Consider the following 13,206-nt stretch of genomic DNA (forward strand, 5'->3'; position numbering starts at 1 on the left):
CCCCCAGCCCCCGCAGCTGCAGCGAGCGCACCGCCAGCCCGCCCAGCGCCACGTGGTTGAGGCCATTGCCACCCCACAACGAGCTGGTGGCCAGCGGCGGCACCAGCGACAGGTTGACGGCCACCGTGGGCGCGTCCACCACCGGCTCGTGAACCTCCGGTGCCTGAGCCGCCTCGCCACCTCGCGCCGCCGTGCGCGTCAGCGACACCGGGACGAAGTGCTCCGCCCGCAGCTCCGCGCCGCCCTGTGGAGACACCGACAGCTCCGCCTCGAAGCGCTGCGCGGGCCGCTCCAGGACGAAGTGGTAGCGCCCCGCCTCCAGCCCCAGCGCGAGCCGCCGGCCTCCGGGCTTCTGCAACTCCGCGACGAGCTGGTTGCCCCAGTCGCGCACGAACAGACGGCCCTGCACGTCCTCCGCCACCGCCAGCCGCACGGTGGAGCCGCGCAGGTCCGTCATCACCAGGTCGCCACTGCCCGCGAGCTGGATGTCATAGGCCGCGTGCTGCGGGCCACCCTGCGAGCGCTCCGTGCGCGCCAGCGTCTCGTGGAAGGCGAACTGGTAGGCCTCGTGCAGCGTCACCCGGCCGTCCGCGCTGGTGTCCGCCGCGCCGCGCAGGCCCGTGACGAGGAAGTGCGTGAAGAAGGACGCGCCGATGCTGTCCGACTCCTGCGCCACCTCGTCCGCGGAGCTGGACGCGAGGTACGCGTGGCCGCGCACCTGCGACGACGCATCCGTGAGGAAGGCCGGGCGGCGCACCCCGCCCTTGTAGCGGGTGAGCGCGCCCGAGCCGCACGAGTCGAGGATGGCGATGCGCACGTCCGCCGGAATCCCGGCCAGCCCCTTGCGCAGCTCCTCGTAGGGGAGCCGCTCGCCGCGCGGCAGCAGCCCCTCCCCGTCCGAGTGGCCCGAGTAGTACAGCACCAGCTCGCGCCGCACGCTCGGAGAGGCGGCGGACTCCACCAGCACCTTCATCCGCTCCAGCGCCTTCGTCAGCGCGGCGCGGTCCGCCTCCAGGAGCAGCACCCGGTCCGCCACCGCCACGCCGCCCAGCTCCTCCAGCACGCGGGACATGGCCAGTGCATCCGAGCCCGCGTAGCGCAGCCGCTCGCGGCCATCGCCGCCCTCGCTGGAGCCGACGATGAGCGCGAAGCGGCGCAGCGTCTGCTCCGGTGCCTCGACGGAAGCCGCGGCCTCCGCCTCCGGCGCGCACCACAAGGCCCACCCCATGACGGCCAGCAGGCCCACCACGCGTCCCCATCCCCCCGTTGTGGTGCGTCTCATCATCCCCGTCCAGCTCCGTGCCAACCCCGGCCCGGCGTCACATGAGCGCCGGTGGCATACAGCGTTTCACCGTCCCCCGCGAGCCGCCGCTCACGGGCTCCAGCGAGCCCGGCGGCTCACCCAGGACATGCCGCCCCGGCCGTCGCGCACCACCGCCCAGAACGTCACCTCCCGGGCCTCCTTCGCGTCCTCGGGGGGCTCCCACTCCGTCCGGTGCTTGCCCTTCTGGCCGCCCAGGTCCGCGCCACCCGTCACCTGCGGGCTGAACTCGCCGAACGTCGCGTACCACGCAATCTCCCAGGCCTCCTGGAGCGTCACCGACTCCTCGCGCAGGCCTGGCACCACGTACGTCTCCTCGAACGGAGCCACGTCGTCGGCCGTCATCACGAAGGGGCCCTCTCCGCGCAGCTCCGGCAGCGCGTCCACCGTCCACGGGGCGTCGTCCACCCGCAGGCCCGGAATCACCGGCTGCACGTTCTCCTTCATGCCCTCCACCATCGGGCACCAGAAGACCATCAGCTTCTGCGCGTAGACCTCCTCGTCTCCCGCCACCGCGTGGAGCACGAGCGGCATGCGGATGCCGCCCAGCCCCTTGAAGGGGTCCGCCTCCTGCACGCGCAGGAGCAGCGGGATGTCCTCGCCCACCGTGGCCGCGCCGGGGCGGATGGCCAGCGACAGCTCGCCCTCCGCCGTGGTGCCCTCGGCCAGCTTCACGCGGTTGGCCTCGTCCGCGCAGAGCTCGTCCTCCACGTCCGCGCATGCCCACAGCGTGTACTGGATGGGGCGGCCGCCGCCGGCGGGGTCCACCAGCAGGGCACGGAAGCGCACCTCGGAGGTGAGCACCTCCAGGGCCTCGGGCGTGCGCTCGCAGTCGGGCGCCATCAGCTCCGGCTTCTCCGTGGAGATGCCGAGCACGCGGAAGTCATGCACCTTGGACGGCTGGTCGTCGATGTCGATGCAGGCACTGGCGCCGAGCGCCAGCAGGAGGCCGCCGTACTTGAGCAGGGCCTTCATGTCAGAAGCTTCCTTTCACACCGAGAACGGGAAGGATGGGGATGCCCGGCACCTCGTACTCCTTGCGGTACCGGTAGTCGTTGGTGAGGAACTCGGCGTTGCTCGCGTTGTAGATGTTCTGCACGTCGAGGTACGTCGCCAGCGTCCAGCTCTGGAACTGCCAGCTCTTCTCCACGCGCACGTCGAGCTGGTGGAAGCCGTCCGTGCGGCTGGAGAAGAACGGCCCGTAGGTGGGCGAGTAGCCGTTCCGCTCGGAGTTGTACACGTCGTAGGTGTGGTTGAGCGGCGAGGCCGGACGGCCGGTGGTGTAGCGGAAGCGCCCGCCCAGCTCCCAGCCGTTGCCCAGGATGTAGTTGCCCACCAGCGTGAGGATGTGCGTCTGGTCCCACGGACTGAGGCCGAAGGTGGCGTCCTGGTCGTCCAGGAAGCCGCCGCCGAAGCCACCATCCCGGGCGGGCTTGGGCCCGGCGCGTCCGTCCAGCGCGCGGCTGAGCGTGTACGACAGCCAGCCGGACCACTTGTCCTGCGCGGAGGCGCGGTTCTTCTTCACCATCAGCTCCACGCCGAACGCGCGGCCGATGCCGTCGTTGGAGTAGCGCTCCTGGAAGAAGGTCCCACCCTCCCGCTGGATGATTTGACCGGGCTCCACGATGTTCTTGAAGCGGCGGTTGAAGAAGCCCGTCAGGTCCACGTCGAGCGCGTCCGTGAAGCGATGCTCCACGCCGAGGCTCGTCTGGAAGGCGCGCTGGTACACCAGGTCCGGCGTGCCGTAGGGCTCGATGACGAAGCGGAACGTCTCCGGCGCCTGACTGTAGAGGCCGACCGAGCCCTTGAGGCTGGTGCGCTCGGTGGCGGCGTAGCGCACCCACAGCCGCGGGTCCAACGCCAGGTTGCGCGTGTCGTCCACCAGCTGGAGGTTGCCGCGCACGCCCGGGGTGAAGGTGAACTTGCCCACCTTCACGTCCGCTTCCAGGAAGAGCGCGCCGTCGAAGGCGTCGAGGGAGATGGACTCCTTCAGCATCTCGCCCACGGACTCGGCGCCCGGGAAGGCCACGTACTCGAGGTCCTCCGGGGCGGGGAACTCCACGTCGTATTCCTCGTACTCGTAGACGAGGTCCAGGCCGGTGCGCAGGGTGAGCATGGGGGACAGCTCCATGCCCAGCACCTCGCGCGCGCCCACCGAGTACTGCCTGCCGTCCTGCCGGGCGGCGCCGAAGTCGAAGCTGCTGTTGTCCAGGCCCACGTACGGCGTGAAGACGGAGGTGAGCGCGCCCTTGCGGTACGTCCAGTCACCCTTCACGCGGTGGAAGGTGGTGCGCGTGTCCAGCTCGATGTCGGTGGCCACCTTGGGACCGGAGGACACCACGCGGAGCTGGTCGTCGCTGCCGAAGGCCATGACGTAGCCGGAGCTGCGCGCGCCACCCGCCTGCTCCTGGGCCTCCGCTTCCGAGGCCGCGCCGCGCTTGGCGCCGAAGTCCACGCGCAACTGGTAGTCCCAGTAGCGCGGCACGACGGACAGCGTGCTGCCCTCGTCCTTCGGGAGGAAGGCGGGCAGAAGCGTGTCGATGTACGAGCGGCGGGCCGCGGCGGCCACGCTGATGCCGTCGGTGATGGGCGTCTCCAGGAAGAAGCCCGCGTCCATCAGGTCAATCTTCACCGAGCCGTGCAGCGTGTCGGCGGCGCCCTTGCGCGTGCCCACCTCCACGATGCCGCCCACCGCGCGGCCGTACTGGCTGCCGTAGCCACCCGGGTAGAAGTCGAGCTGGTCGATGAACTCGGCGTTCACCACCGAGGGGCCGCCCAGCAGGTGGAAGAGGATGGGGATGCGGACCCCGTCCATCATCGTCGCCGTCTGGCCGGGGTTGGAGCCGCGCACCAGCAGCTCGCCGGAAATGAACGGCGCGCGCGCCACGCCCGGCAGCGCCTGGATGACGCGGATGGGGTCTCCGAAGGTGCCCGGCGTCTTCTGCGCCTCCTGGCGCGTGATGGTCCGGCGCACCACTTCCTTCTTCGGGCGCTCGGAGCGCACCACCGTCTCCAGGGCGCCGCCCGACGGCGCGAGGTAGAAGTTCACCTCCGTCGTCTCGTTGGGCTTGAGCTGCTCCTTCGTCTGGTAGAGCTGGTAGCCCGACGCGACGACGCGCACCGCGCACTCGCCCGGAGGCACCTGGAGGGTGAAGCGGCCGTCCGCGTCGGACAGCGCCTCGGGCGCGTCCGGGTCGTCACCGCAGCGCACCGTGGCGCCGGCCACGCGCGAGCGGCTGCCGCGCGAGATGAGCTGGCCGGTGAGCGTGGCCTTCGGGGCCTCCTGCTCCTCGGCCTGCGCGCCCTCGGCGGGAGGCGGGGCGTTGAGGGTGAAGTGATAGACGTACTCCACCTGCACCGGCGCGGACACGCCGTCCACCTCGGCGGGCGAGAAGCGGAACTGGCGCACCGCCGCGATGGCCGCCTCGTCGAAGCCGTTGCCCACGGCTTCCGTGGGCTGCACGTCGGACACCGTGCCGTCCTCGGCGATGGTGATGATGAGGCGCACGGAGGCGGTGAGGCCCTGCGTGAGCGCCTCGGGCGGATACTGCGCCTCCACCTGCTGCAGCAGCTCGGGAGGCTTGGTGATGGTGGGCTGGGCCTGGGCGGGCGCGGCCGCCTCGGGCTGCGCGGCGTCGGCCTGGGGTGCCTGGGCGAGTGCCGGGCCCGCCAGCAGGAGCGAGGCCGCGGCGAGCGCGCTTCGGGCTTTCACATTCGGGGACATAGCGGGGAGCAGCATACGGGTAGAGAACGGGTTTCCGCTCCCACTGAGGGAGGGGCGGAGCAGAGGCCTCGTGGAGAATTCTGGCGTCAGCGGCTGGAGAGGGGTGGAACCAGCCGCGCCCAGCATTCCCTCACTCCGCCCCTCGCTCAGCGGGAGCGGGGGCGTCAGTCGAGCAGGAAGGTATAGGAGTACTTCATCTCCGTGGAGACAGCCTCGCCGCCCTTGATGGCGGGCTTGAAGCGGAAGCGGCGGATGGCGTCGCGGGCCGCCTCGTTGAGGCCGTAACCCGGGCCGTTGATGACCTTGACGGCCACCACCCTGCCCTCGTTGTCGATGGTGATGGCGAGCGTCACCGTGCCTTCGATGCCGGCGCGGCGGGCCTCCTCCGGATACGGAATCTTCACCTCGTTGGCGAGCTCCGGCTCCCGGTCCACCTGGTAGATGGGCGTGTACTTCGGCGCGCTGTAGGCCTTCACCTCCTGCGGCGCCTTCGCCCGGTCCGCGGTGCGGCCGTAGAGCGTGTTGCCCACCGGCGCGGCGAAGCTGCCGCCGCTCGTGGTGGAGGACATCGTCATGCCCACCACCAGCGGCGCGGGCTTCGCGGCGGGCGGCGGCGTCTCGTTGGGCGGAGGCGGCGCGTCCACCGGTGGGGGCGGCAGCGGCCTGGGGGCCTCGGCCACCTTCAGCGGCGGCCGCACGCGCACCTTCGGCGGCGGGGGCGGCTCGGGCTTCTTCTCCTCCACCGGCGGCGGAGGTGGCGGGGGCGGCTTCTGGACCTCCACCATCACCATCTCCACCGGGCGCTGCGCCGCCGGCCGCTCCGCGGGCTTCGCGTGCAGCACCACCAGCCCCAGCCCGTGCAGCGCGAGCGAGCCGGCCACGAAGCCCACCAGCACCCCGTTGCCCCCGCGCTTCGGGAGCTGCCACGCCCTGTCGTCGAGCACCATCTCACTCATGGCTTCTGGCCTCAGCCGCGCGGCGCGGCGGGCGCGGCGTCCTTCTCGATGTTGAGGGCGAACTTGGCGATGCCCTGCCCCTTCACCACGTCGATGAGGCGCATGACGCGGCCGTAGGGCAGCGACTGGTCCGCGCTGATGATGGCGCGCGTGTCCTTGTCCTTGGCCACCTGCTCGGCCACCTTCGTGGACAGGTCCGCCTCGCTCATCTCGGTGCCGTCGAAGTAGAGCTTGCCGTCCTTGTCGAGCACCACGTTGACGAGGCCCTGCACCGTCTCACCGCCGTTGGCGGCGCGGGGCAGGTCCACCTCCACCGTCTCGCGGACGATGAAGTTGGCCGTCACCATGAAGATGATGAGCAGCACCAGCACGACGTCCACCAGCGGGGTGACGTTGATGCCGGTGATTTCTTCCTCGTTGTCCTGCTGCGCGCCGCCGGCCATGACCTAGCGGCCCTCCGCGCCGGACGCCGGGCGCTCCGCGCGCAGGCTGCCCACGAGCGCATGGCCCAGCGCATTGGCGCGGCTGGTGAGCGTCTTGAGCTGGCGGTTGAAGATGTTGAAGGCCACCACCGCCGGAATCGCGACGGCGAGGCCCACCGCGGTGGCGACGAGCGCCTCGGAGATGCCGGCCATGACGGTCTGCTGGATGGCCGCGCCCTTGGCGTTCATGTTGCCCAGGTCGTGGAAGGCCTTGATGATGCCGAGCACCGTGCCGAACAGGCCGATGAACGGGGCGTTGTTGCCCAGCGTGCCGAGGAAGGACAGGAAGCGCTCGTACTGGGGACGCTCGCGGGCCATGGTGGAGGCAATCACCTGCTCCACCGAGTCGGCGCCCTGGGGCGCGGAGGCGAGGCCCTCGCGGAGGATGGCGGCCTCCATGCCCTTGCGGCCCTGGATGGCGGCGCGCACCGCGTCCATCTCCCCGCGCGCCAGCCGCACCGCCAGCGCCTCCGAGTCCGGCAGCCGGTTGCGCGCGAAGTACAGCGTGCGCTCCAGCATGATGGCGATGGAGAGCACCGACAGGCACACCAACACCCACAACACCCACTCAGCGGAGGTGAGCGTCACCCCGAGAAGCTTGCTGCTGAGCCAGCCCAACCCTTCGGCCTGCGCCTGGGCGAAGACAGCGATGGACGACATGTAGTTCCCCTCGTGAACCGCGTTTGCGCGAAGGGAACACCGACCCCCGGTAAATGTGTCACCCGCCGGGCATTCAACCCTTCTTGCCGGCCTTCGCCTCGGCGGCCTGGATGAGCTTGAGGTGCTGCTGGTCCTCGGCGGTGAGGCGTGCGTCCGTGTAGGCGGGGTCCGGCTGGTACCAGGACTCCTGGGAGAAGAAGTCCTGGAGGTCCTTCGCCTGGAAGACGCGGCCGTGGCGGGCATACACGGCGTTGCGCAGCAGGCGGAGCTGGGCGGGGGTCAGCAGCGAAAGCGCGTCCGCCGGCACCTTGCCCTGGAGCGAGCGGATGGCGGCGGCCATCAGGAGGTTCTGCCCGTAGGGGCAGGACAGGCGCTTGCGCGCGTCCGCGGGCTTCATGCCGGAAGGCGGGGGCCAGAGCTGATCCAACGTCACGTCCTCCAGGGCCAGCTCGGAGATGACGTTGTAGTGCTCGCAGTACGCGTAGAGCGCCCGGGTGAAGGCGGCCGCGTCCCCGTCCGACGCCGCCACCAGCGTGTCCCACAGCGGCGCGCGGCCGGCGGCCATCATGATGGGGCGCACCTTCGCTCTCACGGTGGTGTCCAGGTAGGACTGGGAGGAGAGGAGCAGGTTCGTCGCCCCCTTGGACAGGGCCTTGTCCTTCGTCGCCGCCACCAGCGCGTCCACGCCGAGCCGGAAGGACTCGGCCGGCTGCTCGCTGTGCCGCACGTTCTTGTAGGAGAGGCCGCGCATGCAGCTCAGCGCGTCCTCGCGGCTGGGGCGGCCTTCCGAGCACCGGGCGAGCTCCTCCGGCGTGGCCTTGCCCAGCAGTACCTTGGGGTACAGGTCGACTTCACAGAGACAGCTCGTCTGCGCGCGCGCCGTTGGGGCGGCAATGACCACGATGAGCGCGGACAGACAGGCAAGGCGACCGGTGGACGATTTCATGTCCTCCGGACGATAGCCTACGCTCCTCGCAGGAGACCCCCCTCTTGTCCTTCCTGCTCTATCCGTCCCGCGAGCGCGCCGTCTTCCCGGATGGGAAGCCCCTGCTGTGGAGGCTCGGCGACTACGTGGCGGTGTACCAGCGGCCCGAGTTCGGGACGACGGGCGCGCTGCTCGCGCGGCGCGTGGACGCGGACGGCACCGAGCACGAGGACGTGCTCATCCACCAGCTCCCCACCAGCGCCGCGCTGGCGAAGTCGTCGGCCTCCGTCTTCGAGGAGGAGTGGCGGCGGGCGACGCGGCTGTCCCATCCGAACATCCTCCGCACGCTGGACCGGTGGCTGGACACCCCGCCGGAGCCCGAGAGCGGCGCGCCCCGGCCGCTCTTCTTCCAGCTCGTCACCGAGGCGGTGGCGGGGGAGATGCTCTCCTCCACGCTCGTGGCGCTGGAGGCGAAGGGCGAGCGGATGCCCGTGCCGCTGGCGCTGTGGGTGGCCGCGCAGGTGGCGCACGCGCTGCACGCCGCGCACGAGGCCACGGACGCGCAGGGGAAGAACCTGGGCGTGCTGCACCGGGACGTGGCGCCCGCGCACGTGCTGCTGACGTACGACGGTGGGGTGAAGCTGTCCGGCTTCGGCATCGCCCACACGGCGGTGCGGCTGATGAGCGGCCCCATCTTCAAGCACGTGGGCTCGCAGCCTCCGGAGGCGCAGCGCAAGGGCGGCGGACAGGTACAGGTGGACCGGCGCGCGGACGTGTACGGGCTGGGGGTGACACTCTACGAGGCGCTCACCGGCGTGGACCCGTTCCGGCGCCCGCTGGACTACGACTCGCTGAAGGCGGCCATGAGCGGAGACGCGCCTCCGCCGAGCCACCACCGGCCGGAGCTGCCGGCCACGGTGGACGCGTTGGTGATGCGCGCCATGGCGCCCCGGCCGGAGGACCGGTACGCCACCGCCGCGGAGCTGGCCCGGGCCCTGGAAGCGCTGCGCACGGCCTTCACGCCCGCGGACGGCCGCGAGGAGCTGAGCGCGTTCCTGCGCGACGTGTTCCGAGAGGAGCGCATCCGCGCGCGCACCCGGGTGCCCTCGCTGTCGGACCTGCTCGCGCGGGCCGCGGCCGAAGCCGACGCCGAGCGGGCCCGGCAGTCACCGCCGCCAGCCTCCACACGGGAGGTCCAGGGGGTGCCCACGCCTCCGGTCCCCCCGACGCGCTTCGTCTCGCATCCGCGGCGGATGCTCCTGTACGGGGGCTTCCTGTTGTTCATCCTCATGGGGGTGCTGGCCAACGTGGCGAAGACGCGGGAGCGCTTCGTCGAGGAGGTCTCCGCGGTGGCCCGGAGCGGTCAGGCCCGCGCCGTGTCCTGCCTGGCGGGCGCCAGGGAGCGGGTGCGGGTGCTGCTGCAACTGGATGGCACCGGCCACGCGGAGGCAAAGGTGGAGGGTCCGCTGGCGGGCACCGTGGCGGGGCGCTGCATCGAGGAGGCGCTCACGGGCCTGCCCTGGCCGCACAAGCGGGGGTGGCCGGTGACGGTGGAGGTAGCGCTCGACGGGGTGTGAGCGGGGCGGCGAGAATGCGCCGCATGCGAGGAAAGACGGTTGTCATCACCGGTGCCTCCTCGGGCATCGGAGAGGAACTGGCGGTGCTCCTGGCCGGACGCGGCGCCCACGTGGTGCTGGCGGCGCGCGGCGAGGAGGCGCTCCAGCGAGTGAAGGCCCGGTGCGAGTCGGCGGGCGGGCGCGCGGTGGCGGTCCGCACGGATGTCGGTGACGCGGAGGCGTGCCGCCTCCTGATGGAGCGCGCGGTGGAGGCGTTCGGCGGCATCGACGTGCTCGTCAACAACGCGGGCGTGTCCATGGGCGCGCGCGTGGACGAGGTGACGGACCTGGGCCTCTACGAGCGGCTGATGCGCATCAACTACCTGGGCGCGGTGTACTGCACCCACCACGCCCTGCCCCACCTCAAGGCGCGCAAGGGGCTGGTGGTCGCCGTCTCCTCGCTCACGGGCCTCGCCGGCGTGCCCACGGTCAGCGGCTACGCGGCCAGCAAGCACGCCATGCACGGCTTCTTCGACTCGCTGCGAATCGAGCTGCGCGGCACCGGCGTGGACGTGTCCGTGGTGTGCCCCGGCTTCGTGGCCACGAACATCCGCCTCAACGCGCTGGGCACGGACGGCCAGCCCACGGGAGCGGACGAGGACGGCGGCATGAAGAAGATGGACGCGGGCACCTGCGCGGCCATCATGCTGCGCGCCATCGAGCGCCGTGAGCGCGAGGTGGTGATGACCGCGAAGGCCCGGGTGGGCAAGTACGTCAAGCTGCTCGCCCCCGGCCTCCTGGACCGCATCGCCGCCCGCGCCGTGCGACACCGGCGGCGATAGGCCGCTGCTTCCGGCTCAGGCCAGGCGCTCTTCCCCCAGCCCGACGCCTCCCCGGAAGTAGGCGCCCAGGGTGGAGCGAGGCCCCGCCTGTCTGGACATGTCCGCTGGCTTCGCGCCTACCACGACGTCCACCGCCTTCTTGAAGATGAGCGGCAGGGCCGCGCCCAGGACGAGGTACTGGCGCGCGGGGATGTCCCCCTCGTCCGCGAACCACAGCCACACCGCCACGCCCGAGCCGACAATCATCAGGCCGGTCACAATCCAGTACGAGGCGGACTTGATGACCTGCTTGTAGCGCGGCGTCGAAAGGTGCTCGCGCAGCCCATACCAGTGCAGCAGTTCCTGCAGCGCGCTGCCCAGGGCACCGATGAGGATGACTTCAAGGGCGTTCATGTCAGCCCTCCTTGGCTCGGGTGTCTCTCCTGGTTGGAGTGGCGGACACGCGAGTGTGACTCGGCGGGCGAGCCCCGGTCCTGACAGCGGGCGTGGCGGTGGCGCTCAGCTCGCTCCGCCCGCTCCGGACGACGAGGCGCCCTGCTTCTCCACGCGCGTGAGCAGGCCCGTGAGGCCCTCGAAGGTGGCGTTGCCCACCTGGTGCAGGCCGAAGCCCCAGAGGAAGGCCGTCATCCCCGCGCCGAAGCCGCCCCACGTGGGCGAGAAGACATTGAGCAGCTGGAGCCCCAGCGCCACCGCCACGCCCGTGAGCAGCAGCAACATGCCCAGCTCCACCACCCACATGTGACGCGGTGACGGCAGCGGGAGTCCCTCCAGCTCGCCCAGTCCGGACAGCTCCATGGGCGACTCCGGGAGCGAGGGGAGGCTTCCCCCCGTCGGCGCGCTGGCGGCGGGCGTGGCCGAGGCCTCCGCTCCGGGCGCCGAGTAGGACTCCAGGATGGGCTGGCCAGCCGTCAGCCGTCCCGGACTGGGGTAGCCCTGGAAGGACCTCCGCGCCCGCTCGTATTTCAGCGCGGCCTCCGCTGGCGCGTCGGCGTCGAGCGCGGCCCGGGCCTCCTCCAGCCGCGTCTCGATGGCATCCAGCTCCTGGAGGTGGTGCGGCACGGTCGTCTCCGTCCGGGCCTTCGCCACCTGGGCGCGCAGCTCCAGGATGCGCTGGCGCACCTGGGCCGAGTGCGCCCGCTGGAGCGCGTCCCGCGCCTCGCCGTACTTCGTGGCCGCCTCGTGCGGCGACTGCGCCGTGAGCGCCTCCGCGGCCTCGCGCAGCTTCGCGCTCACGCCCTCCAGCAGCGCGCGCTGCTCGTCCGTGGTGGCCTCCGCGCGCGCCTCGTCCACCTCCTTGCGCAGCTCGCGGATGAGCCCGCGCACATAGATGGCGTGGGCGCCCTGGTACAGGCGGAAGGCCTCGTCCACGTTGGCGTCGGCGCGGCTCCGGGCCTGACGCAGCCGCTCCTTCACGTCCGTCGTCAGCTCCTTCCATTCGTCGATGGTGAAGCCGCGCGGTGGTGCGAGGTTCGCGACGGCGGCGGACAGCTCCTCGCACAGGATGTCGAAGTACGCGCGGCGGGCCAGCTCCAGCTTCTGCCTCGCGGTACCCAGGTCCTGCCCGGTCAGCGCATTGCGCACCGTCTGCAGGAAGGGCAGCAGCTCGTACGTGAGACGGAAGCCCAGGGTGTCCTCCTCCCCGCGCTGCCTCGCCAGCGTGCGCGCCTGCTGCTCGATTTCCTGGAGTCGCGCCTCCAGCCCCGCGCGCGCGAGCCCCGCCACGTCCAGCTCCCGCACCGCCTTGAGCCGCGCGTCGAGCTGGTCCACCGGCGTGTCCTCGCCGCGCAGCGCGTCCTCCGCGCCATCGAGGACCTGACTCGCCTGGGGCGGGCGCACCTCCTCCGGCAGGGCCCGCACCTTGCGGGAGGTGTCGCGCCACGCCTCGTACAGCCGCAGCCGGGGCTCCCACGCCGCCAGCTCCGCGTCGCCCACGCGGATGCCCCGCACCGGCCTGCGAATCTCCGACACGAGCGCGTCGATGCGCCCGAGCACCGCCTGCCCCACGTCGCGGGCCTTGTCGTCCTGCCCGGCCATGAGCGCCTGGAGCCGGCCGCGCAGTCCCAGCGCCCGCTGCAGGCGCAGCGCCCGGGGACGGATGCGCTGCGAGTACAGCCGCACCCCGTACGAGGACAGCGCCCCCAGCGCGATGAGCAGCGCGCCCCACGTCCAGGGCGAGTGCACCCAGACGGTGAAGGTCTGCTCCACGGGCACGCCCGCGGGCACCGACACCCGCACGGTGCCGGTGTACTCGCCCGGCCCGTCCAGCCCGCGCAGCGCCAGCACCAGCGCGCCGCTGCCGTGCGCGTCCACGAGGAAGCCGCCCTGCTGGGAGCCCTCGTCCTGACGCGCGCCCTCCAGGGTGAAGCGGGCCTCGTCGTAGCGAGGCTGCACCAGCACCGCGCCCAGGTCCGGGGCCTTGCGCTGGAGCTGGAGGAGCTGCGGCGCCGCGATGCGCCCGCCCACGCCCGACGTCTCCTTGAAGGGCAGCCGCACCGTCGCGTCCACCGTGTGCCAGCCCCAGCCCGACGAGGCCACCGCCGGAGACGCGGCGACGAACTGCAGCGTGGGCACCGCCCGCACCCGCGTGACGGTGAGCGCCGTCGTCTCACGCCCGCCCGCGTGCAACAGCACCACCTGCCCCGTGTAGTCCCCCGGCGCGGGGAGCTGGCCGGACAGCTCGACCTGGAGCGGCTGCCTCGCGGAGATGGGCGCGGATGCTGTCTCTTAGACACATCTGATG

11 protein-coding genes are annotated in these 13,206 nt (G+C 71.8%); 2 read left to right on the plus strand and 9 right to left on the minus strand.

Features of this window, described 5'->3' with window-relative positions; translation table 11 throughout:
- The 7 genes from HG543_RS43450 to HG543_RS43480 form a co-directional block, all read right to left on the minus strand.
- Positions 1-1,285 (minus strand): caspase family protein (locus tag HG543_RS43450; protein ID WP_169350834.1); only part of this gene is annotated, 1,285 nt, incomplete at its 3' end.
- 87 nt (positions 1,286-1,372) lie between these two features.
- A complete protein-coding gene (locus HG543_RS43455) occupies positions 1,373-2,296 on the minus strand; it encodes a hypothetical protein (protein ID WP_169350835.1) in 924 nt (307 codons plus the stop codon).
- 1 nt (position 2,297) lies between these two features.
- The gene (locus tag HG543_RS43460; RefSeq protein WP_169350836.1) at positions 2,298-5,060 is read right to left on the minus strand and encodes a TonB family protein; all 2,763 of its coding nucleotides are present in this window, start codon (positions 5,058-5,060) and stop codon (positions 2,298-2,300) included.
- 149 nt (positions 5,061-5,209) lie between these two features.
- On the minus strand, positions 5,210-6,001 hold the full coding sequence (locus tag HG543_RS43465; protein ID WP_169350837.1) for an energy transducer TonB: 792 nt from the start codon (positions 5,999-6,001) through the stop codon (positions 5,210-5,212).
- Positions 6,002-6,012: 11 nt separating this feature from the next.
- Positions 6,013-6,444, minus strand: coding sequence for an ExbD/TolR family protein (locus HG543_RS43470; protein WP_169350838.1), 432 nt, complete (start codon positions 6,442-6,444; stop codon positions 6,013-6,015).
- Between the two features lie 3 nt (positions 6,445-6,447).
- The gene (locus HG543_RS43475; protein ID WP_169350839.1) at positions 6,448-7,143 is read right to left on the minus strand and encodes a MotA/TolQ/ExbB proton channel family protein; all 696 of its coding nucleotides are present in this window, start codon (positions 7,141-7,143) and stop codon (positions 6,448-6,450) included.
- A gap of 73 nt (positions 7,144-7,216) precedes the next feature.
- Positions 7,217-8,089, minus strand: coding sequence for a YARHG domain-containing protein (locus HG543_RS43480; RefSeq protein ID WP_169350840.1), 873 nt, complete (start codon positions 8,087-8,089; stop codon positions 7,217-7,219).
- 44 nt (positions 8,090-8,133) lie between these two features.
- Here HG543_RS43480 and HG543_RS43485 point away from each other — a divergent pair, with 44 nt between their 5' ends.
- Entirely contained in the window at positions 8,134-9,645 is a 1,512-nt protein-coding gene (locus HG543_RS43485) for a serine/threonine protein kinase (protein ID WP_169350841.1), read from the plus strand.
- A gap of 14 nt (positions 9,646-9,659) precedes the next feature.
- A complete protein-coding gene (locus HG543_RS43490) occupies positions 9,660-10,466 on the plus strand; it encodes an SDR family oxidoreductase (RefSeq protein ID WP_169350842.1) in 807 nt (268 codons plus the stop codon).
- A gap of 15 nt (positions 10,467-10,481) precedes the next feature.
- Here the strand turns inward: HG543_RS43490 and HG543_RS43495 are convergent, their stop codons facing one another.
- The gene (locus tag HG543_RS43495; protein WP_169350843.1) at positions 10,482-10,859 is read right to left on the minus strand and encodes a hypothetical protein; all 378 of its coding nucleotides are present in this window, start codon (positions 10,857-10,859) and stop codon (positions 10,482-10,484) included.
- 105 nt (positions 10,860-10,964) lie between these two features.
- On the minus strand, positions 10,965-13,100 hold the full coding sequence (locus HG543_RS43500) for a coiled-coil domain-containing protein (protein ID WP_169350844.1): 2,136 nt from the start codon (positions 13,098-13,100) through the stop codon (positions 10,965-10,967).
- Positions 13,101-13,206 lie beyond the last annotated feature (106 nt).

Origin of the sequence: Pyxidicoccus fallax, from assembly GCF_012933655.1 — a bacterium.
Classification (GTDB): domain Bacteria; phylum Myxococcota; class Myxococcia; order Myxococcales; family Myxococcaceae; genus Myxococcus; species Myxococcus fallax.